The organism is Flavobacterium limnophilum (genome assembly GCF_027111315.2).
Classification (GTDB): Bacteria; Bacteroidota; Bacteroidia; order Flavobacteriales; family Flavobacteriaceae; genus Flavobacterium; species Flavobacterium limnophilum.
In genome coordinates, this window is sequence record NZ_CP114289.2 from 2,064,453 (window position 1) to 2,089,310 (window position 24,858).

13 protein-coding genes are annotated in these 24,858 nt (G+C 39.3%); all 13 read left to right on the plus strand.

Annotation, left to right across the window (positions count from 1 at the left end; all coding sequences use genetic code 11):
• The first annotated feature begins 148 nt into the window (after positions 1–148).
• The 13 genes from OZP13_RS08390 to OZP13_RS08450 all read left to right on the plus strand — a co-directional run bounded on the left by OZP13_RS08390 (position 149) and on the right by OZP13_RS08450 (position 24,302).
• Positions 149–547 carry a DUF5675 family protein gene (locus tag OZP13_RS08390; protein WP_269243646.1) on the plus strand — a complete coding sequence of 133 codons (399 nt, stop codon included), beginning with the start codon at positions 149–151 and terminating at the stop codon, positions 545–547.
• A gap of 1,874 nt (positions 548–2,421) precedes the next feature.
• Complete coding sequence (locus OZP13_RS08395; RefSeq protein WP_269243463.1) at positions 2,422–3,234, plus strand: transcriptional regulator; 813 nt, start codon at positions 2,422–2,424, stop codon at positions 3,232–3,234.
• Positions 3,218–3,877, plus strand: coding sequence for a P-loop NTPase family protein (locus OZP13_RS08400; protein ID WP_281299328.1), 660 nt, complete (start codon positions 3,218–3,220; stop codon positions 3,875–3,877). The genes OZP13_RS08395 and OZP13_RS08400 overlap by 17 nt, the downstream gene beginning before the upstream one ends.
• Positions 3,864–4,541, plus strand: a complete 678-nt coding sequence (locus tag OZP13_RS08405) for a hypothetical protein (RefSeq protein WP_281299329.1) — start codon at positions 3,864–3,866, stop codon at positions 4,539–4,541. The genes OZP13_RS08400 and OZP13_RS08405 overlap by 14 nt, the downstream gene beginning before the upstream one ends.
• Positions 4,542–4,875: 334 nt before the next feature.
• A complete protein-coding gene (locus OZP13_RS08410; protein WP_281299330.1) occupies positions 4,876–7,584 on the plus strand; it encodes a restriction endonuclease in 2,709 nt (902 codons plus the stop codon).
• Between the two features lie 139 nt (positions 7,585–7,723).
• On the plus strand, positions 7,724–8,563 hold the full coding sequence (gene dinD / locus OZP13_RS08415; RefSeq protein WP_269243469.1) for a DNA damage-inducible protein D: 840 nt from the start codon (positions 7,724–7,726) through the stop codon (positions 8,561–8,563).
• Between the two features lie 3 nt (positions 8,564–8,566).
• Entirely contained in the window at positions 8,567–10,543 is a 1,977-nt protein-coding gene (locus tag OZP13_RS08420; RefSeq protein ID WP_281299331.1) for a site-specific DNA-methyltransferase, read from the plus strand.
• 206 nt (positions 10,544–10,749) lie between these two features.
• Entirely contained in the window at positions 10,750–13,380 is a 2,631-nt protein-coding gene (locus tag OZP13_RS08425) for an AAA family ATPase (RefSeq protein WP_269243472.1), read from the plus strand.
• A gap of 2 nt (positions 13,381–13,382) precedes the next feature.
• Positions 13,383–14,426, plus strand: a complete 1,044-nt coding sequence (gene mcrC / locus OZP13_RS08430) for a 5-methylcytosine-specific restriction endonuclease system specificity protein McrC (RefSeq protein ID WP_269243473.1) — start codon at positions 13,383–13,385, stop codon at positions 14,424–14,426.
• A gap of 137 nt (positions 14,427–14,563) precedes the next feature.
• Positions 14,564–15,124: a hypothetical protein gene (locus tag OZP13_RS08435; protein WP_281299332.1), complete on the plus strand. Its 561-nt coding sequence runs from the start codon at positions 14,564–14,566 to the stop codon at positions 15,122–15,124.
• A 244-nt stretch (positions 15,125–15,368) separates the two neighbouring features.
• A complete protein-coding gene (locus OZP13_RS08440) occupies positions 15,369–15,692 on the plus strand; it encodes a hypothetical protein (RefSeq protein WP_269243476.1) in 324 nt (107 codons plus the stop codon).
• Between the two features lie 467 nt (positions 15,693–16,159).
• The gene (locus OZP13_RS08445) at positions 16,160–23,059 is read left to right on the plus strand and encodes a PKD domain-containing protein (protein WP_281299333.1); all 6,900 of its coding nucleotides are present in this window, start codon (positions 16,160–16,162) and stop codon (positions 23,057–23,059) included.
• Positions 23,060–23,279: 220 nt separating this feature from the next.
• Positions 23,280–24,302, plus strand: a complete 1,023-nt coding sequence (locus tag OZP13_RS08450) for a PorP/SprF family type IX secretion system membrane protein (RefSeq protein WP_281299334.1) — start codon at positions 23,280–23,282, stop codon at positions 24,300–24,302.
• The last annotated feature ends 556 nt before the right edge of the window (positions 24,303–24,858 follow it).

Below are 24,858 nucleotides of genomic sequence, written 5' to 3' on the forward strand. Positions count from 1 at the left end.
GAGGTACGAAGTACGAGGTACGAAGTACGAGGTACGAAGTATTAAGTATTAAGTATTAAGTATTAAGACGGGAGATGGAAGATGGAAGACGGGAGATGGGAGATGGAAGTCTGAAGTTGGAAGTCTGAAGTTGGACGTCTTTGAGCTTATGGAACTGCTGTTGATTAGAACTTACTTCCCTGACGGGACTAATGGAATTCTTGAATGCGGGGGGCAATTTGTTTGTCACAGCATTGAGCTACCTTGGATGGGCAACCGCAACAGGATTTCCTGCATTCCGGAAGGGAAGTATTTTTTGAAAAAGCGCTACAGCCTGAAATTTCAATGGCATCTGGAAGTTGTTGGTGTAGCGGAAAGAAAATTGATTTTGTTTCATCCCGCCAATAATGCCCTGAAAGAGTTGAAAGGCTGCATCGCCCCGGTAAGTACACTTTCCAGCCCCGGATTGGGGTTGCAATCCAGAAAGGCATTCAACCGACTTAAAGCGTTGGTTTATGCGGCTTTGGAACGCCAAGAAAGTGTCGTGTTGATTGTAAGCTCCCGCTAGAGGGGGATTTAGTTGGCAGTGGTCAGTTTTCAGTGGTCAGTGATCAGTGGTCAGTGGTCAGTTGGCAGTTGGCAGTTATCTGTTTTCAGTTGGCTAAAGCCTCGTTTTTAGGAGTTAAAAAAGCATTGCATATAACCATTTAAAAAAATTTAATAATTATGAAAATAATAGATCGATTCAAAGCCCCCACTCCCCGATTTTTTCGGGTTTTGAGAAACATTGGTTTGGGGTTGTTGTCCCTTAGCGGCACTATATTGGCGGCACCGCTGGTTTTGCCCGCAGCGGTGGTCTCGGTGGCCGGTTATGTGGCGGTTGCGGGCGGGGTTCTTTCGGCCGTGAGCCAAATGACCGTTGACGAGGAGGCCGTCACCCCTACTGGGCAAGACTTGCCCGAGTCCCCTACAGGAAGCGATGGAGCCTAATTTGTCGCTCCGCATGGGCACCACCTCGGGTACCCTGTTGAGCATCGCCCCGCAACTTCTTTCGGAGGATATCGCCAGAACCATTCTCTTGGCGGCGGTGGGTGCCACTGCCAGTTTCGTGGTTTCCTTCTTCTTGAAGTGGCTGTGCAAACGGAGAAAATAAGGTGGTTAGGAAGCCGGATCGGGAGATCCGGTTTTTTTTGTTTGTGGTTTAGGGTTATCAGTTATGGGTTATCTGTTATGGGGTGTGGTTTGTGGTCGTAGATCGTTAGAAAGTCTCTCGACTGCGCTCGAGATGACAATAGGGATACCCCCTTAGACAAGCTACCAATGACGCATTGTGTTAAGTTCAATAGTAACCACCCCACCCTTCGGGCACCCCTCCAAAGGAGGGGAATTATAGTCGATAAAGAGTTATTTATATTGCTTTTTTTAGAAAAAAATTCTACCTCAGGGTGACACGGATGCAACTGATTATCGCGGATTTTTTATTTGTGCGTTTGGGGTTGTAGATCGTTAAAAGGTCTCTCAACTGTACTTCGACTTCGCTCAGCATGAACTTCTCGAGATGACAGTAGGGATACCTCCTTCGACAGGCTACCAATGACGCATTGTGTTAAAGTTCAATAGTAACCACCCCACCCTTCGGGCACCTCCCGAAATAAAATCGGGACAAGCTCTCCAAAGGAGGGGAATTGTTGTCGATAAAGAGTTATTTATATTGCTTTTTTTAGAAAAAAATTCTACCTCAGGGTCACACGGATGCAACTGATTATCGCGGATTTTTTATTTGTGTGTTTGGGGTTGTAGATCGTTAAAAAGTCTCTCGACTGTACTTCGACTTCGCTCAGCATAAACTTCTCGAGATGACAATAGGGATACCTCCTTCGACAGGCTACCAATGATGCATTGTGTTAAAGTTCAATAGTAACCACCCCACCCTTCGGGCACCCCTCCAAAGGAGGGGAAGTGTTGTCCCTAAAGCTTTATTTATGCTGTTTTTGATTCAACAAAAGTAGCTAAGTCCCTTTTTGACGACGTTTTTTTCATTTTTGGCGGTCGTAAGTTGACTATTTATTGGTTGTGTCAAAACACCTCTATTTTCCTATTTTTTTTTAAGAAGTGGCGGAGTTATTGACTTGATTTCAAAGCACTATTTGTTAACCTGTTCAAAAAATGGACATCTTGATTTGTATTCCTTTACTTACTATATTTAGCTCTGTTTAATTCACCAAAATATGGCACAAGCACACCACTTCCCTTACTTAATCAAGTATTCCCACATCCCCGTTCAATCCCTTATTCCATCCGCTTGTCGTTACTTCGGCAGCGGTGTGTGGAAAGTTCCCTCCTGCCCCCTGCTAATCGCTTTCTCTCCTTAGGCCATTCCAATTCCCTTTTCCAAAAACAAGCCCCTTTCATTATCAACATTAACAATACCAAAAAAAAATCATGAATTACATTAAACACCTTAGCGGTTTTTTCGATAGAGCTGCTACCGACCTAGAACTGAATCCTACTCATATCAGCCTTTACATGGCCATTTTTCAATTATGGAACCAAAACCGTTTTAAAAATCCGATTTCCATTTCGAGAGACTCACTGATGTCCCTCAGCAAAATTGGTTCCAATGCCACCTACCACAAGTGCATCAAGGGATTGAACGAACGGCATTACGTGAACTACATGCCGTCCTACAACCAAGTCAAGGGCAGTACCCTGGAAGTCATTTCACTGGAATCGTACCGAAACCCGCTTACCCAAAAGGGACTCCCTAAACACAAGAGCTGTTCTTCCATTAAACAGCCCATTGAACAAGCCGCTAAACAAGAACTGAACTGCTCCCGTACTGGCACTGAACTTCTACCTTATATAAACAATACAAACCTTATAAACATCGCAAACGGATCCGCTCCAAAAAATGAAGAAGACCAAGATTTGTTTTTTTCAAGAAATGGATCGGCAAGCTCCCAAGAGTTTCCTGAAAAAATGGAGGACTCCAGCGCCGAAACCGTGCCGCCGCTTTGGGAGGCTGTCCTGCTATTTTTTGAATCGAATCATTTTCCCGCAGTGGAAGCGCAAAAATTTTACAATTATTTTGAAAGCATTGGTTGGCTTGTGGGCGGTAAAAGCCCGATGAAAGACTGGCAAGCCGCCGCCCGCAACTGGATGCTGAAAGCCGTCCAATTTGCACCTTCAAGCCAAAGTCCCCAAGCCCAACATTTGCACACTCCCAATTCGAAAAATTATGACGAAGCTTTGTAAACAAGTCTCCGACACCTACGAAATCATAGACGGCCGCAAACTCCATGATTTTGACCGATGCCTTGCTTATCTTGACTATCAGGGCAAAGCGCATTATGGTCCCACTTTTAGAATCAACTCCCTAGACCTGCCCGTTATCTACCGATTGGTTGTCTATATGCTGCGGGACGAAAAGGCTGCCTTGGCCGCGAAGCTCGATTTGAACAAAGGTTTGCTGGTGACCGGTCCCATCGGCTGCGGGAAGACCTCGCTGATGCATTTGGTCAAGGCCTTTGCTCCTCCGCCGGCTTTTTACAAAATCAAGACTTGCCGGGAGATTTCGTTGGAGTTTGCCAAGTACGGTTACGAGCCCTTGAGTCGTTACACGCAAAAACAAGCGCAACAAAGCCGGTTGCCGGGTTATTGTTTTGACGATTTGGGTGCCGAACACCAAATCAAGCATTACGGCAACGAATGCAATGTCATGGCGGAGGTCTTGCTGAGCCGTTACGAACAATTCGTGGAAAACCAGACCGTCACCCACCTGACCACCAACCTCTCCGCTTCCGAGATCGAGTTGTTTTACGGCAATCGTCTCCGCTCTCGGATGCGCCAAATGTTCAATCTAATTTCCTTTGACAAAAATTCCCATGACAAACGCTAAACTTCCTTCCAGGCCACAGGTGACCCGTTTCTGGAACTGGGTTCAAAAAAACGAGCCCCAAATCGTCAACGCCTTTCTTCTCGGCCTCCAGACCGATGCCGTTTATTTCCAAATCCGCAAAAGGCTCCGTGCCGTTTCCAAAAGAATCGACTTTATAATCGCCTTTCCGCCAAAAAGTCCCGGCAGCCTCCGGCTTGTTTTTACCTGTTTTGGTCGTGCCTCCCTCTTCGACAAAATCATTGCCCTAGAGCAACAGGCACCTCCACTGCGCTACATCGGTGCGCAAGCCTTTATCCAGCCGCTAACCGATATTTCGGAGTTCCTGAACGGTTCCGACCTCCCCGTTATTTGCCCCAACTTCGAAATCAAAATCAGCAGCCTAGTACTGTCGTTGGAGAATTACAATATTGCGAGCCAGCAGCTCAAAATCAAGGTGTACCTTACCCATTACGACGTCCTGCGGCATTTTGAAGACTTGAAAACGGAAATTGAATGGATTGTCCTGCTGATTGTAGGCGAAATTGCCTATTGCCGACACATCAAAGCCATCGAGTTGTCGCAATTGCCGCTTGGCCCCAATTCTTTTTTGCCCCTGGTGGAGCTTGTGGATTTGATTGAATCCCTAAGTGGAATGGATTCCAGGAGGAAGATGGGGAGTGTTTAGTAGCAATACGTATGAAATCACCATCATTTCGTTTTGTATTTCAAAAGCCCAGTAAAATGGGCTTTTTTTATTTCAATAGCGGAGAGCCTGCGTGCTCTTCACTCCATTTTACCTTTTTTCATATCTTTTCTTACATTTTGTTAATAATATTTCGCTCGTTTACGGTTTTCCTCAATATACATTCCATTGCTTTTTCGTATTATTGTATTTAATTATTCGGTATTTTTTTTTCAGTTTTTAAATACTACTAAAACTGACACAATTACAACAAATTGAAATAATATTTCATTAGAAAAACTAAAAATGTCTCTTAATTGAGACTGTCCTATTAAAAATGATTTTAAAACTTGAAAACTTAGCCTACCAGGAAACAGCAATACAGACTATTGTAAAAATTTTTGAGGGAACAGAAAGAAATTCTTTTGACAATGCTTGTTTTGAAGGAATTCGTTCAAATATTACTAAAATGTCTTTCGATGAAGTTCAAAGTAATTTTATAAGTATTATAAATGATAATGGTATTCCTGAAGAAGTTGCCAAACTTTCAGCTGATAATGATATTTGCATTGAAATGGAAACTGGGACAGGGAAAACACTTGTTTACGTAAAAACTATTTATGAATTATACAAGCATTACGGTTTTACAAAATTCATTATACTTGTTCCATCGGTTGCTATTCGTCAAAACATCATTGGAACATTCAAGGCATTCAACAAGCAATTAGAAAGTATTTATGGTTTTAGTCCTAATGCTTTTGAATATGACAGTAAAAAATTGCAAAAAGTAACTCAATTTATTGAAGACCAGCATCCACAAGTGATGATAATGACGTTAGCTTCTTTCAATTCAGAGGATAAAATTTTAAATCAGGCACAGAGAGAAGATTTATTCAATAATATCCCTTTCATCGAAGCAATTGGAAAAACCAATCCATTTATCATTATGGATGAACCGCAAGAAGGAATGGATACGGAGAATTCCATCAAACAAATTGCAAAACTGAACCCAATATATAAAATCCGATATTCTGCAACCCACAAAGTGGTCAAGAATTTATTATACCGATTAACGCCTTATGATAGTTATAAAGATGGATTAGTCAAGAAGATTGAAGTTCTTACCGTTACCGAAAAAAATGATGAAGCAACCCTCAAAATTGAATTATCAGACATACAATTCGGAAAAGGTGATCCAAAAGTAAAGCTCAAAGCTTGGCATCTAAACAAATCGACCAACAAGATAGATTTTAAAGATACGGCTTGGCTCAATCAAAATGATAATTTAGGAGACAAAACAAACAATCCTAGTTATTTGAATTATACCATTTCCAATATCAACAAGAGTTTGAAAACAGGCAAATGGACGGTTACATTTTCAAATGGTGCTGAAATTCTTGAAAAACAAATTTCCGGAGGTTTAGAGAACATTTGGGCGTTACAATTAGAATGGTTAATTCACAGACATTTTACAAAATCCCAAAAATTAGTATCGAAAGGAATTAAATGTTTATCCCTTGTCTTTATCGATAGGGTGGCCAATTATATGGGAGAGACTCCAATAATTAAAAACCTTTTTATAGAAAAATACAAAGCCATTTATCCTGAATACAATGATGGCAAAGTACCAACAAACGAACACATTCAAAGCCTTCAAGGCTATTATTTTGCTCAAAAAGCGAGTGGTGAATATGCCGATAATGAAGGTGGCGTTAAGGAACAGAGCAAAATTTATGAGTTGATTTTAAAAGGGAAAGAAGAATTACTGACATTATCCAATCCGGTTCAATTTGTTTTTTCTCATTCAGCTTTAGGTGTCGGTTGGGACAATCCAAATGTGTTTAATATTGCCACATTAAACAATTCCTATTCCGAAATTAAAAAGCGACAAGAAATAGGTCGTGGTTTGCGAATATGTGTAAACCAAGACGGTCAAAGAATTTATGATGCCTTAGATGTTGATGATAGTGAACGAATCAACCAACTTACCGTTATTCCCAATGAAACCTACGAAACATTTGTGACACAGTATCAGGAAGAAATTAAATCGGTTTACGGCACAACAAATGCAGGTGCAGGAATGACACATTCCCACAAAGGTGTTGATGCCGACAAAGTGAATTTCAAACGTAATCCTTCGGCAGAAATAGACAAAGCTTTCCGAAAATATTGGACAACATTGGCAAAGAAAACGGACTATACGATGGCTTTTAACGAGGAAAGTTTAGTTGCAGAAGCAGCAACTTTAATCAGTAAAATTACCATTCCGGATTTTATTATTGAAGCTTCCAGTTTTGTAATTGATGCCATAACAGAAGATGGTAAACAAGATACGTTTAAAGGTTCCGAAAAAGTGAAGCAAAAATCTATTTTCACGCCTTTGGATTTAATCGAAGAATTGAGCGAAAACACAGGCTTGAGCTACACCACTTTATTCAGGATTGTAGAAAGTTTGACTAACCTATCACAAGTCGTTAAAAACCCAGCTCGTTTTATTCACGAAGCTGCGGCAATAATTCGCAATGTAGAATTAGATGAAATGATACGGGGTTTAAATTATCATGTTACTGGAGAAAGTTACCCTTTTGAATTCGAGGATTTCGTTAAAAATATAGCTCCAAATGGTTATGTTGATACGCCAATTAAAGGTGTTTTTGACAAAATGCTTATTGATAGTGATGTAGAACGCAAATTTTCTTTAGAAGCCGATGCAGCTACTGAGGTGGTATGCTTCCTTAAATTACCTAGTTGGTACAAAATAAAAACTCCTATTGGTCCTTATGAACCTGATTTTGGATTGATAATGAAACGCAAAAGTCTAAAAGATGGTAACGAAAGTGAATTCTATTTTGTAATAGAAACCAAAGGAACAAATGACATCAACGATAAAAAAGCATTAAAGGAAAGCGAAGTTTACAAAATAAGGTGTGCAATGCAACACTTTAAATCATTGGGATTAGAAGTACAATACAAAGCACCGGTTAAAGAATACAATTATTTTAAAACAGAAGCAGACAAAGATATTGCTGCTTTTATAAATACATAAAACCATATTGCTGGCACCAGCAAAATGGTTTTGATTTATCAACTTCCTGACATCAAGAATGTGATAGATATTTCAAACCGTGATGAATTGTCACGGTTTGAAAACAAATTTTTCAAAAATTACTTAAAGTAGAAATACTATGAAAACAGAAGAAATAAAAGAACTATTTACCCAATTTGAGGCTATTACAACTGAATTTGAAGGAATTGAATGTTGGAGTGCCAGAGAATTGCAAAAACTTTTAGGCTATAGCAAATGGGAAAATTTTGAAAAAGTAATAAAAAAAGCAAAAGATGCTTGTGCAAATGCTGGAGAAGATACAAACAATCATTTTCCTGACATCAGGAAAACGATACCTATGCCAAAAGGTGCTGAAAAAGAGATAGATGATATTTTACTTACCCGTTATGCTTGTTATCTGATTGCTCAAAACGGTGACAGCCGCAAAGAAGAAATTGCTTTTGCCCAAAATTATTTTGCGGTACAAACTCGTAGATCTGAAATAATTGAACAACGATTATTAGAGTTTGAAAGAGTAAAGGCAAGAGAAAAACTCTCACAAACCGAGAAACAATTGTCGGGGATATTATTTGAACGTGGTGTGGATAGCAAAGGTTTTGGGATTATTCGTTCCAAAGGAGACCAAGCATTATTCAGGTTATCGACCCTACAGCTCAAAAAGAAAATGGGTATACCCGACAACAGACCAGTTGCCGATTTTCTACCTACCATTAGTATCAAAGCAAAAGACTTGGCAGCGGAAATGACAGGCTTAAATGTGCAAAGCAAAGACCTAAAAGGACAAAACAGAATCGAAAACGAACACGTCGAAAATAACAAGGCAGTAAGACAAATGCTTACCCAAAGAGGAATCATTCCAGAAAATTTGCCAACTGCCGAAGATGTAAAAAAGATCCAACGCAAACTGGATAGCGATGACAAAAAAGTCTTGAAAGAATCAAAAAAACCGAAAAAGTAATAAATGGAAACCATCAACGACTATATGCCCTTGAGCAACGACTGGAACAACGAACGTTTGCTGACCTTAAAAAGGTTATACCCAGACTTGTTTACCAATGAGCAAATGCCAAACATTCAGGAAATTATAAAAATCTTTAATTATGCAGGCCTTCAGGAAACCGAACGCTACGAATTTCGTTGGTTTGGCAAAAGCCAGGCCAAGCGCAATGCCTTTACCCCAAGCAATGCCACATTGGTTTATGATGAAGAAAGAAGCGTAAACCCTAACGATAGCGAAAACCTCATTATTGAAGGCGAAAATCTTGAAGTATTAAAGTTATTAAGTGGTAGTTACCGGGAGAAAGTAAAATGTATTTATATAGATCCGCCATACAACAAGGATAAAGATTTTGTTTATAAAGATACTTGGAAGCAAGATATTAAAGGTTATTGGGAAGATTCAGAAATGACTGAAAAGGGAGTAAAAATAGACACTAACTCAGAAACTTCAGGAAGATACCATAGCAATTGGTTAAATATGATTTACACTAGGTTTTTAATAGCTAGACAATTATTATCTGATGATGGAGCAATCTTTATTTCTATAGATGATACAGAGATACATCATTTGCGGAAGTTATGTGACGAAGTTTTTGGGGAAGAGAATTTCATAGCTATTTTCCCTTGGAAAAAGAGAACAGCTAAAAGCGATGTTCCATTTGGTATCTCACAAGATTATGAATGGATAATATCATATGCAAAAGAAAAATTTAACGCTGGATTGGATATTGAAAGAAAATATTACCAAACAGATGATTTTCCAAAAGATAGATGGAGATTATCCGATTTGACCACACAGAGAAATGCAAAAGAAAGACCAAATTCAGCTTTTGATATGGTAGACCCAAAAACAGGAAAGTCTTTTCCATATAATCCTCTAAGGGTTTGGGGAGTTTCAATAGATACATTTCAAAATTATTATGATAAAGGAAAAATTGTTTTTCCACAAGATTACGATATTTTAAAAATATCAATTCCAGCATTTAGAGTATTTGAAAGTGAAGATAAAGCTAAAGCTTTAAAAAAATATGGAAGTGAAGATGCTATTAAAGCCGCTTCAACATTCCTACCTAAAAGTGTAGGATTGACAGAAGATGGTAATAAAGAAATAATTGAAATATTTGGGAGTAAAATTTTCAGTTTTCCTAAACCAACTAGTTTAGTGAAATATTTTTATTCGATAATTAATGATAAAAATGCTTTAATTCTTGATTTTTTTGGAGGGTCAGGGACAACTGGTCAAGCTATAGTGGAACTCAATAGAGAAGACGGTGGCAATCGTAAATTTATAATAGTACAAATTCCAGAAGCTACTGATGAAAAAAGTGAAGCATATAAAGCCGGTTATAAAAAGATAAGTGATATCACCATAGAACGAAATAAAAGAGTTGTAGCTAAAATAGAAAAAGAACTTGCCGAAAAAGCCAAGAAAAAAGAGGGCGAATTACAGCTAGATATTGTTGCAGAACCTGCTGCCAACGAACTACAAACCAAAAACAACAAACATCAATCTGGTCTTGGTTTCAAGGTTTTCAAACTCCAAAAATCTAATTTCCCTAGAGTAGATTTCGCACCTGATCCAGAGTTAGACGATGCCGCAAATCTGGAATTGCTCAAAAAATACATAGCAGATAAAGAAAGTCAATTGGTCAATGCGTTCAATAAAGAAGAACTAATGACCGAGATTTTATTAAAAAATAATTTCTCACTTAATTACACAGCAATACCACAAGAACAGTTTACCAAAAATGAAATTGTCTTTGCTACCGATGGCGAAAAAGAAACCTTGATTTGTCTTGATGTATCAATTGCTCCCGAAACAGTAGATTATTTAAAAGCCAATACAAATCAAAAATTTATTTGTCTGGAAAGAGCTTTAGATACTACCAAGAAATACAATTTGAAACACTATTTGGGAGATAAATTTAATGCGTTTTAGGCATTTTTAAAATCAAACTTCAAAAACCAGAATACTAATTTATGCAATCCTACGTCGGACATATATTTCTACCAAAAGAAGATGGCTTTCAAGAAATTGAAGGAGTTTGTCTATTTATAGATGGAAATGATTTTTGGATAGAAGCTTCAATAAACTCGTATGGCTTAGAAAAGTATAACTTAATTAAATGTAAAAACTAAAATGATATGCAAACACAATTTCAATATATAGTCGATTTAGCGAAGCAGTACAATGGATATGCAGAAAATCCAGAGGTTTTATATACTGCGTTAAATAATTTACCGGACGAAATAATTACTGAAATTTATAGAGAATATGGTAATCCGGAAAACAGATTTCAACCAGTAAATTTATTACGTGCGGAAGTAGCAAGACAAATTTTGAACCGTGTTCCTATTAATGCTGAATTTATCAATGACATTAAAGCTAAAATTAGAAATAAGGATGTTGAATATTTTAATCATTTAGCACCTGCATTTCTAAATGAATTGGTAGTTTATCCAGTTGGGAAAAGGGATATGTTTGCCAATTGGCAAAAACCTTGGGCTATATTGCATACTTTTTTCTATAATAAATGGACAAAACAAAAAGAAACTGTTCAAAATTATTTAGAACAAATTTGCAAAGATCTTTTGCAAAAATTAGATTTGAAAGAATATACCTATCACAAAGTAGATTTTCAAGGTCCATCTAATTTTGGAGATGTTAGATGTTGGATTGCATTATTTCCAATTATAAAAAATTCTCATAGAGATGCCTATCAATTTTTTATTACCCTAGAGAATAATCCAAAAGCCGGGATGCTAGCAGGACATTCCTTACGAAATGCAAAGCCGAACAAGTTGAGAAGAGTACACGGTTATTTAGATACATTACAATATTTTGAAGAAGTAAAAGACGAAATTGTAAAATTAAATAAAGAAAGCAGAAACTATTTCAAGTTTGCTCCGGGAAGCCAAGCATCAGAATGGGAAGAGTTTTATAATGATGGTATCGCTGCAATAGATTATAGTAATATCAATATTGGTGACCTTAATCAATTCGAGGACTACAAGGAAATGCTCAATAAAGCAGGGTTGCCAGCTGATAGTCAATCTAATCAAGCAGGTAATTTATGGTTTTTTAAAACTGCAAATAAAGGAGATGTAGTTTTTGCAAATAAAGGGGTTAATACTTGCCTTGGGATTGGAATTATAGAAAGTGATTACTACTTTGATAAAAACACAAACGGTTACAATCACCGAAGAAAAGTAAATTGGATAACAGATAAAGTGTATCAATACAAATCGAACGCGCATAAAGATTACAAAACACTTTTCAGACCAGATACGTTCAGCCCAACAAAACCTTGGGAATTTCTGTTAAGCGAATATGCTAGATTGTACCCAGAATTAGTGCCAGTTTTTCAAAAGCAAAACTTAATTTTCAATAGCGAACAAAATGTCAAAATTGATGAAGTTGTAGAGGACGAAGATTTGAATGAAATTGAAATTGCAGAGCCAATAAATTTTTGGTGGCTGAATGCTAATCCTAAAATTTGGAGTATTTCCAATAATAAAGAAGGTGAATTACAAACCTACACAACGCACAACGAGAAAGGAAACAAACGTAGGATATACAAATACTTTGAACAAACTAAACCTGGTGATTTAATTATTGGTTACGAAAGTACACCAACCAAACAAATCAAGGCAATTTATGAAGTTACTAAAGGTATTCACAACACTGATCAAGGGGAAGAAATAGAATTTGAATTAGTAGAAAAATTAGAAATACCGGTAAGTTGGAATGAGCTAAAAAACAATCCTGCTTTACAAAAATGTGAAGTATTTATCAATAATCAAGGGAGTTTATTCAAAATAACGGAAGAGGAATATGATATTATTCGCGAGGTAATAGACAACAAAAATATTATTAGCGAAAAACTATTGCAACATAGCAACATCAAGAAATATAAATTCTCTGAAGATGCTGACAAACCATTTATCAGTGAAGAACAATTTTTAAAATCCGTTTCACTATTAAAAAGAAAGAAAAATATAATCCTTCAAGGTCCTCCGGGAGTCGGCAAAACTTTTATAGCTAGAAAACTGGCGTATGAAATTATGCAAGAAATAAAAGATACCAGTATTGAAATGGTGCAATTTCATCAATCCTACAGCTATGAAGATTTTATACAAGGATTAAGACCAACTCAAAAAGGAGGTTTTGATTTAAAAGATGGTATTTTCTATACATTTTGCCAAAGAGCATTAGCACATCCCGAAAAACCATTCTTTTTCATTATTGATGAAATAAACAGGGGTAATTTAAGTAAGATTTTTGGTGAGCTGATGATGTTAATTGAAGCGGATAAAAGAGACGCAAAGTATGCTTTAAAACTAACGTATGCAGAAGAGGAAGAAGACCGCTTTTTTGTACCCGAAAATCTATATATTATTGGCACAATGAACACGGCAGACCGTTCACTGGCAATAGTAGATTATGCGTTGAGACGACGATTTGCATTCATAAGTCTACAACCAGATTATGGTGATAACTTCCGTAATTTCTTATCCTCAAATGGGCTTTCTAATAGTATGATTGGACACATAAGTTCGTCAGTATTTAAAGTAAATGAAAAAATAAAAGCCGATAGTAATCTTGGAGAAGGTTTTCAAATTGGACATAGTTATTTTTGTAATTTCAATGATACGGTAGATGAAAATATCTGGTGGCAGGAAATTATTGATTTTGAATTAAAACCTTTGTTAGAAGAAATATGGTTTGACGAATTGAATAATGTTTCCGATATGACAAGATTACTTTCAAAATAACAATGCAAATTCCAATTGAAAACATATACTATCTTTTATGCTACGCCTGGAATAAGCTGGAGGAGAAAGAGCGTGTAAACGTTTCAGTTGATGATAAAACGGAACTACTTGACCTGTTTGCTAACATTCTAATTAACGGTACTAAAATACTGCTCAAAAGAGGAATTGACAGGAGTTATATAGATTTCACGGATGAAATTCCGGGAGTAAAAGGAAAAGTACAAATCAGTCAGACTTTAAAGAGCAATTTACTTTTCAAACAAAGAACAATTTGCACTTTTGATAGTTTTTCCTCTAATATTTTAACCAATCGAATTTTAGTTTCTACAATATATTCATTGTCAAGAACCAAAGGACTTGACAAGGATTTAAAAAAGGAGCTAATTACGCTTCAAAGAATGTTTTCAGACGTTGATTTAATTCAGATAAACAATTCACTTTTCAGTCAAATCAAATTAAATAGAAACAATCGTTTTTATGGTTTTTTGATGAATGTTTGCCAGATAATCTATGAAAACACTTTGCCGTCAGAAGAACAAGGAAATTATAAATTTACAGATTTCACTAGGGATGAACGTAAAATGAATCAACTCTTTGAGGCATTCATTAGAAACTTTTATAAAATAGAGCAAAGCAAATACAACATTATAAAAAAGGAAACTATAGACTGGCAATTTGAATATGAAGAAAGAGATGGTTTTCAGTTTGTACCAAAAATGGAAACCGATATTACATTGGAAAACAACACCGAAAAAATTATTATTGATGCCAAGTATTATAAAGAAACTATGACAATCAATTATGATAAAGAAAGGATTAAATCCGACAATCTTTATCAGTTATTCAGTTACTTGTTAAATCAAGAAGATAATACGACAAAAACGGCCTACGCCAAAGGCATCCTTCTTTATCCTACAATCGAAAAGGATTATGATCTTCAATACAAATACAAAACCCACACAATTGAAATTAGAACAATAAATCTAAACTCAAACTGGAAACTAATTTCAAACCGTCTTAAAGAGATTATCGGATTAAATGATTAATCATTACAGAAAATATATTTTAAAAAAATCATTATCTCATTCAGCTGCACAAAACTTTCATTTAGTCCAAGTATTCCTAAACTCAAGTCTTTGTTTGCTTCATTTCTTTAATTTCAATTCTCAAGCAGGACATTCCAATGCAGCTACTCAAAATCAATCTTCACGGGGAAAGTTGGACACTGAATAAACTCGAGTGCAGCGCGGATGATTTGAGTGCTTGCAAGCAAGTAGCGGCTACCATGAAAGTTCCATTGGCCAAAGCATTAATAGACCCTTTTTTCTATTACTATCTAAAAATACCCCGTATCCCATCGGTTGAGTATTTACCCGGCAAAAAGTGGAGCGGCTTATTGGACAGTCCCAAAAACCAAATCGAAATCCTGTTGGACGGTAAGAAAATCCAGAAACTCCAGATCCAGGATTTAAACCAGGGGCAATTGCTTTTTCCGTTATACGCTGTTCATAAAACCGAAATAACGGAAAATTACGGTCCGGGAATTTATGTGGAACAAAAAGCCATTGGTTTTATTGGCAATCATGAAATCAAAGTGGAGGATTTTAGTATTGATGATTTACAATTCCATTTATTGCAATTCAACAACAAACTGTTGTTGCAAAGACCTGCTTATCAAAACAAGAAAGTGATTTCCAGAAGAAAGGAAACCTTGCTTATTTACCAGAATAGTTTCGAGATTTAAAAGGCTGCAATGGATTAACTTTAGTATCTTCCTTTTTTAAAAAACTGAAGTAAAGCCGAGCCTTACAAAATGGATATAGCGTATGGCTCCACAATGTCAGCGTAAAATTACAAGGGCGATTCATTCCGTTGGAAAGTCATAAAACGAGAACAGCATCGCTTCTAGTTTTTTACAAACCAAGGCTTTGCGACAGCGTATAATAAAAAAGGAGTTTAGTGAAGAGTTGGATTAAAACACAAAACAAATGAAAATTTTAGAAAGAAGTGCCATTACCATTACGTACAAAAAACCATTTGTAGATTGGAACAATAAATTGACGCCCGAATTGCCCTTGCACGAAAACCTGTTGGGCGAATCCAAAACCTATCTCACCCAAGTTGATTTTGATGATGCCGATAAACTAATTCGAAAACATTACAAAGAAATTTTCGAAATGGAATTGGAAGGTATGTGGACAGCCGAAAACGATTGGCCACAAAAGCGGGATTTTAAACTTTTCAATGAATGGTTTCATTATGAAATAAGCGATTGGGTCACGGATTTGGGCAAGGGAAAGTTGACCCCCTAGCCCCCTAAAGGGTGAACTGTAACAGATTGCCGCGCTGCACTGCGTTCCGCTCGCAATGACGGGTGGGGATGATTGTGGGGTTGCCGCGCCCCCTAACCCCCTAAAGGGGGAACTGTAACAGATTGCCGCGCTGCACTGCGTTTCGCTCGCAATGACAAGGGCGATTGTGGTGGGGTCTCGACTGCGCTCGACTTGACATAATCTGGTTTGTCGAGGAAACAAGATGCTTACTTGGATTAATTGCCATTAGGTTTATCCCGTATCCGGTGTTGCGGCATATTTTCAGTGCAACGCAATGCCTTTACCCTATTCCATTCATTTAATATTCTCTTTAACAAAAAATCACGAGGAAACTATTCATATAAATTGTATGTTTGGCGTTTTAGTTTTAAAACCATAAAAGACAGCATCCTGCTCCTATTCATTGGACTTAAAAGAGGATTAGCCCTAGCCGAAAAATACATTTTATGAGGAAGTTTTACCCGATTCTATTTTTAGTTATTTTCATCCATTGTGGGGTTATCTTAAATGCCAAGGAGAATCATATCCGCAAAATTTTGGCATTGCCTGCGGCCAGTATTTCCGGTACGACTGCCGTTTGCCAAAATGCAACAGCCCCACAAATTACGTTCACAGGCTCCCTTGGAACTGCACCCTATACGTTTACCTATACCATCAATGGAGGTGCTCCTTTGACTGTAACTACCACTGGGTCCAACTCCTCCATAACCGTTACTGCTCCTACCACTGCTGCGGGTACTTCCAGTTATGATTTAGTCAGTGTGCACGATGCCAGTTTACCTCTGACAGAAATTACCCAAACCGGTACCGCAACCGTTACTGTAGGCAGTCCGCCTACCGTTAATTTTACATTTACCAACGATGCGACTTGCTCGGGAACGGCCATACAATTTAATTCCTCGGTTACAGGAACCGGAACCATTGTTTATTCTTGGGACTTTGGAGATGGAACTGCTTTGTCCAATCTGCAAAATCCAACGCATCAATTCACGGCTTTAGGATGCGGTACTTCGACATTTCCAGTGACATTAACCATTACCGTAAATGGCTGTACAGCCACAAAAACACAAACTATTTCGGTTAAGCAAAAACCAAACATCAGTTTTAATGATTTGAATAATCCTTTAGCCATAGACCTATTTAACAATTGCTCGAATGCAGCCACCAATCCCGTATTTTCGATCAATGTGGGGAATACTTCTCTTTCTTCAGCTTGTATCAGTTCCTACGCTATCGACTGGGGAGACGGGAGTGCCATTACAACCAATGCCAGCTTTCCTGCTACCCATACTTATAATTTAATAGGCGCTTACAACATGGTTGTAACCGCTTTGGGCACCAATGGCTGCAGTAATTCAGTAACCTATGTCATCAAGAATGTAACCAATCCGTCGGGTGGAATTGTAAGCCCCGGAAGCACCCAAAATTTATGTGCTCCAACAGCCCCCTTGAATTTTACCATTTCCAATTGGGGAGCCAATTCAATTGGCACTGTTTACGACATCGATTATGGCGATGGTTCTGCTGTTGTTCATCTTACCCAAGCCACTTTACAAAGTTCCATTTATTACAATGCTTCCAATCCTTCGGCCTCATTGAATTATCCCATTCCGTATGTTTATACCACATCCAATTGTCCCAATCTGAAGTTCACGGCCTTGCTAACCGTTTCGAATGCTTGTGGTGAAACCCCCAGTTCCGTGTCCAATATCACTGTTTATTCAAAACCTACGGCCAATTTCACTGCGCCTCCCCAAGCCTGTTTGAATACCAATGTACTATTTACCAATTCCACGCTTACCGGATACAACCAGAATTGTATTCAAAATGCCCTTTATCAATGGGATTTTGGTGATGGCACCACCTCTACATTAACCAATCCAACCCATACTTATACCGTAGCGGGAAATTATACCGTAAGCCTAATAGCCCAAGGATATTGTGGTTTTTCAGCTCCAATGACAAAAACTATTTGTGTTGAAGCGCCGTTAACCCCTTCTTTTACCTTAAATAATCCTTTAGGTTGCGCTCCGTTGGCCATTACCACTACCAATACAACCATAGAGACCAATTCTTGTACACCACCCACTTATTTGTGGACGGTTACTTATGCTGCAGCCAATTGTGGAACAGCCATTGCAACTCCAAATCAAACGACAAAGAATGCTTCCTATAACTTTACCATACCCGGTATTTATACGATTAAATTAACAGCGACCAATTCTTGTGGAAGTGCAACTACCTCACAAACCGTTGAAGTCAAAAAGCCGCCTACCATAACTTCAATCAACGGAATAAATGCCAATTATTGTGGGGCAACCAACATCAGTCCAACCGCAACAGTGAATAGTTGCGCACCTGCTTCCAGTACTTTAACCTATGCCTGGAATTTTCCCGGCGGGATTCCCACCACCTCTAATTTGGCCAATCCGGGTCCCATTAGTTATGCCACTGCCGGAAATTATACCGTATCTTTAGTGGTCAGCAATGAGTGTGGGGCTTCGACAATGTCCACAAAATCCTTTACCATTAATGACACTCCAGTATTAACCAATACGCCCTTGACCCAAACTATTTGTTCGGGTACCACAACGGCCTTGGTCAACTTGACTTCCAGTCCCGCTGGAGCCAATTTTACTTGGACAGCCACAGCCACGGCAGGAATTACAGGATTTAGTCCTTCTGGAACGAGTACGATACCTGTTCAAACCCTATCCACAACCAATGCCAGTCCAGGAACGGTTACTTATGCCATCACGCCTTCCTTGGGTGGCTGTCCCGGTACAGTTACCAATTATGTCATTACCGTAAATCCGGCACCTGCCATCACCAGTCAACCCGCTTCCAGCACGATTTGTTTGGGAGGAAGTCTTGCGGTTTTGTCTTTCACGACAACTGGTATAATTGGTACACCAACCTATCAATGGTATTCCAATGTTGCCAACAATACGACAACTGGAACGGCTATTCCAGGGGAAACCAATGCCACTTATACCCCAGTCTCCACAATAGCAGGAACATTTTATTACTATTGCATCATTACTTTGCCATCTGGAGGTTGTTCGAATATAAAAACCAATACGGCAACGGTGACCATAATGCCGAATGCTACCATTACAACCCAACCCACTCCTACTCAAAATCTTTGTGTGGGTGTGACGACACCAGCTCCATTAAGCATTAGTTATTCGGGTGGAACAGGAACGGTTAGTTACCAATGGTTTTCCAATACTTCTAATTCCAACATTGGCGGCAGCTTAATCGCTGGTGCCAGTTTATCCACCTATACTCCGCCTGTTTATACCGTCCCGGGGAATTATTATTACTATGCCACAGTCTCTTTAAACGGCAATGGTTGTTTGCCTGCCACCAGCAATGTAGCCGAAGTTATTGTGTATGCCGATCCAACCATTAGTGCACAACCCATTGCCACTCAAACCTTGTGTCAAACCGCAACTCCATTAAATTTAGATGTTACGGCAACTGGAGGAAATGGAACCTTCAGTTATCAGTGGTACAGCCATTCGACCAATGCCAATTCAGGAGGAATATTAATTACTGGAGCAACTAGCAATAGTTACACTCCGCTTACCAATACTGTTGGCACAAACTATTATTATTGTGTCGTGAGTCAAAACAGTACTTCCGGCTGTAGCGTTACCAGCGCAACGGCTGCCATTATTGTTATTTCTTCCCCCACCATTACGCAACCCGCTTCCAGCACGGTTTGCCAAGGCGGAAGTCCAACTCCTTTGTCCATTACGGTTAGTGGTGCGACTGGAACTCCCACCTATCAGTGGTATTCCAATGTTGCCAATAACACCACTACCGGAACTGCAATTTCTGGAGAAACCAATGCTACTTATACCCCATCGGCAGCCGCTGTGGGGACCACTTATTATTATTGCATCATCACTTTGCCTTCCGGCGGCTGTTCGAGCATCACTTCCAATACTGCCACCGTGACCATCAATGCCGGAGCGACTATCACTACACAACCTACGCTAACCCAAAGTTTATGTGTTGGAGCGACCATTGCCACTCCATTAACGATAAGTTATACCGGAGGAAGTGGCAGTGTGAGTTACCAATGGTATTCCAATACGAGCAATTTGAATTCGGGTGGTACTTTAATTCCAGGAGCTACCAATGCCAGTTATACGCCGGCCGTTTTTACCACAAGCGGTACTAATTACTATTATGTAACACTTTCCTTCTCCGGAAATGGCTGTGGTCCCATCACGAGTAATCCTGCCGAGATTGTGATAGTCACTGATCCAACGGTTAGTTCACAACCCTTAGTTTCGCAGACTTTGTGTCAAGGTGCTGCCCCAACGAATTTGACTGTAACTGCCACGGGAGGCATTGGCACTTATTCCTACCAATGGTTTTCTTCGGTTTCCAATTCGAATACGGGAGGAATCCTGATTGCCGGGGAAACCAATGCTAGTTATACTCCACCAACCGCTTCCGTTGGAACAAGGTATTATTATTGCGTGATTTCTCAAACGGGGATTGGCTGTAATGTGACCAGTGCCACGGCAGCTGTAATTGTTAATTTAGCGCCAACCATTACCACCCAGCCACAATCCAGCTCTGTTTGTTTGGGCATTACCCCCACTGTTTTAAATGTAGCTTACAGCAACGGTGTAGGAACACCCGCTTACCAATGGTATTCAAATACAGTCAACACCACCGTGGGAAGCACGCCTATTTCAGGAGCCACAAACGCCACTTATACTCCACAAAATACTGTTGTTGGAACGACTTATTATTATTGCATCATCACTTTGCCAACGGGTGGTTGTTCTAGTTTAACTTCCAATATTGCAACTGTAACCATCAACCCCAATCCGGTGATTTCCAATAAAACCGCCATCATTTGCAGTGGAAATTCTTTTACAATCACTCCCGATAATTTAAGTGGTGACACCGTGCCTGCCGGGACAACTTACACTTGGTCGAATCCCACTATTTCACCCGCAGGTTCCATAACGGGAGCATCGGCGCAAAATGTGCAACAAACGACTATTAGCCAAAACTTAATCAATACCACAACGAGTCCAGCCACTGTCACTTATACCGTTACGCCACTTTCGGGAGTTTGTGCTGGTGCTAATTTCTCCGCAGTGGTTACGGTAAATCCTGCCATTTCGCCCAATGTCACTTCCACCAATAGTTCTTGTTTTGGTACCAATAACGGTGCTATTCAAACCAATATCACGGGAGGAATTCCTTTCAGTTCCGGTGCGCCTTATCTCATTTCTTGGACGGGTCCCAGCGGATTTACCTCCTCGGCCTCGAGCATTTCGAATTTGGTTCCTGGCGATTATAATCTTTCCATTACGGATGCCGGCGGTTGTCCCATTGACAAAACTTATACCATCACGGAACCAAATGACATTGTCATCACCACCGATTTAGAAAAAGACATCAGTTGTTTTAATGCTGCTGATGGTGCAATTCAAATCACTTTAACTGGCGGCACTTTAAATTATAAAATCAATTGGACGAAAAATGGAATCCCTTTCGCCACGACCGAAGATTTATCCAATTTAAGTCCCGGAACTTATGTGGTTACCGTTTCGGACGCCAACAATTGTGGTCCCAAAACGGCGACTTTTACCATAACTGAACCTCCTATCTTGGCCGTGAATTTGGTCAACAAAACCAACATCTTGTGTTTTGGAGATGCAACAGGAACCATAAACGTAAATGTTGTTGGAGGAACAGCTCCTTATACTTTTGCCTGGACTGGCCCCAATGGTTTCACAAGTTCCAATCAAAACCTGACTGGTCTTTTTGCGGGAACTTACAACTTGATTGTTGCCGATAATTCGGGTTGTTCCAAAAACTTGTCGGTACCCATTACCCAAACTCCCGAAATTAAAATAACGGCAACCACAACTCCGATTGTCTGTTATGGCGACAATAATGCCTCCATCAACCTGGTGGTTTCTGGCGGTGTTGCGCCTTATACTATAGCTTGGAGCAATTTGGGAAGCGGCATTTCTCAAAACAATCTTTCGGCTGGGGATTACACCATTAGCGTTACCGATGCCTTGAGTTGTACCCAAACCTTAACCGTGAATATTCCCGAAGCGCCTATTTTTACCGTCAATCCGGTGGTGAAAAACATCAGTTGTTTTGGAGCCAATAATGGCAGTATTACCCTTAATTTTGTGGGCGGTATTGCACCCGTGACCTTGACTTGGAATGATGGAGCGGTAACGGGAACTACCCGAAATAATTTAAAACCGGGTTCCTATACGGTAACCATTGTTGACAGTAAACCGTGTACGATTGTAAGAACGTTTATTATACTCGAACCGCAACTATTGGTGCTTTCCGCCAATGTAACGAATGCCTTGGACTGCAACAATGCCAATACCGGTGCCATCAATCTTTTGGTTTCCGGTGGTTCCTCGCCTTTTACTTATGCTTGGTCCAACGGAGCGACCACCGAGGATTTGGTCAACATTCCCGCAGGAAATTATTTGGTTACCGTAACCGATGCCAACGGCTGTACCCAACAAGCCCAATACAGCATTAACCGACCGCCGCCAATTGTGGCTGGGGTAACTACCAAAACGGATTTTAATTGCGATACCAAAACGGTAAAACAAACTTTTGTGGCCCAAGTTTCGGGTGGGGTTCCGCCTTATCAATTGGTTTGGTCCAGCGGAACGGTTAGCGGTGCCAATAATGAATTTATGAATACTACCCAAAACGGAACGGTGATTTTGACTGCTACCGATGCCATTGGGTGTCAATCGAATTACAGTTTCAATGTAAATGTGCCTACATTGGAAACCCCTTCTTTTATTGTCGATTCCTATGCGTATTCCACTTTTGGAACCTATTCCATCAATGACCCCATACAGTTTACCAATACGGCGACCGGTGATTTTACCAGCGTGGCTTGGGATTTTGGCGATGGTACTTTTTCGACCGAACCCAATCCTGTTCACACTTTTGTGAATCCAAAAGAGTATGTGGTGACGCAAACGGTTACTTACCCTTTTGGCTGCGTCTATGTCCAAAAAATTACCCTGATCGTTGGCAAAGGCTATGTATTGGTTGTTCCAACTGCTTTTACCCCCAACAATGACAGTCTAAATGATAAATTCAGACCCGTGACCAAAGGGTTGAAAAATGTCCGTTTAGATGTTTACGACACCTGGGGTTCCCTGATTTATTCAGAGACGGGTGACGTTCTGCGAGGCTGGGACGGCAAAATAAAAGGCATCCATGCCGAAAACGGCAATTACTTCTGCAAGGTTAGCGGAGAAACTTTTTATGGCACCACTGTCAATGACAATCACCCTTTTGTATTACTAAAATAAGCTCTAAATCCGTTGGGGCGAATTAACAGAAAATTATTAATGAAATATATAATTTTAACACATAGACACATAGAAAAAGAGGTTGGGATAGACCAATTCTTGGTTTCACATAGCTAAGACTATCCATAATTTAAGTTAAAAGTCTTGCTAAAACCAACAAAATCATGTATTTAAAAGAACATAAATTGAATTAAACCCAATAGGTTAATCACAAAAGAGAATGAAACTAAAACTTGTTTTATATATACTACTAACAACCTTGTCTATTGCTGAGGTTAAAGCGCAAGACCCCATATTTACGCAATATTTTTTGGTGCCTGAATCCTTGAATCCTGCCTTTACAGGAACATTGGTCACAGGATACACGGGACTCATCCACCGATCGCAATGGCCCAATGAAAATAGACGAATTGACACGGAATATGCTTTTGTCAATAGTCCGATTGGTCGAGAACGAGAAATGGGTTTGGGCTTAACGATTTTAAATCAAAGGGAGGTTTTTACCAAATACAATTACACCCAAATCAATGGCGTGTATTCCTATAATGTCAATTTGAATGATGAATGGCGATTCCGATTGGGCATAGAAGCGGGATATGGACACAAAAACTTCAATTTCAGCAGCCTTTTATTGGAAGACCAAATCAATTCTGACGGTTCCATAAGCGGAGGTAGTGTCGATCCGAGTATTTTGAACGCCAATGATAAAATTGGCTTTTTTGATTTTTCGTCGGGAATCTTGTTGTATAGTGACAAAGCTTGGTTTGGCGCTTCGTTGAAGCACTTAAACAAACCCAATATTGCCTTTACCGACTATGCAGCCGTGCCTTTGGAATTGTTTTTGAGTGTTCACACGGGTTATTCCTTGAGTTTAGATGACAGTTCGATGTCCTTTTTTCCAGATGAAACCAATGTGTTAGTGACCGCCAATTATATGCGTCAAGCCCAATATAACCGATTGGATTTTGGCACCGCCTTGGAATTAAAACCTTTTATCGTTGGCATCCTCGCAGCGACCAATCCGGAAGGAAAAAGCAACAACAGCCATTTATTAACTTCCCTCAATCTTTTTGGTTCCATCCAGCTGGATCGTTTTGTTTTTGGTTATTCCTATGACATCAATACTTCGCAAATGGGCAATACCCAAGGCGTACACGAAATTTCGCTGACTTGGCAAATAGGCCGTGAATGCGAAAGCTGCAATAATTACTTGGTCAAACATCCTTGGGGGAGGAATTATTGAAATTTTTCTATTTTCCCTCCAGTTAAAACTGGAGGCAATTGAGAGATAATCAAAACATTCTTTTTCCCTCCAGCTGAAGCAGGAGGCAATTGAAGGTTGGAGAGGAATGTAACTGGAAAACAATCAAGAAATAATCAAAACATTCTTTTTCCCTCCAGCTAAAGCAGGAGACAATTGAAGGTTGGAGAGGAATGTAACTGGAAATAATTAAGAGATTATTAATACATTCTTTTCCCTCCAGCTGAAGCAGGAGGCAATTGAAGGTTGGAGAGGAATGTAACTGGAAATAATTAAGAGATAATTAATACATTCTTTTCCCTCCAGCTAAAGCAGGAGGCAATTGAAGGTTGGAGAGGAATGTAACTGGAAATAATTAAGAGATAATCAATACATTCTTTTTCCCTCCAGCTAAAGCAGGAGGCAATTGAATGTTGGAGAGGAATGTAACTGGAAAACAATCAAGAAATAATCAAAACATTCTTTTTCCCTCCAGCTAAAGCAGGAGGCAATTGAATGTTGGAGAGGAATGTAACTGGAAAACAATCAAGAAATAATC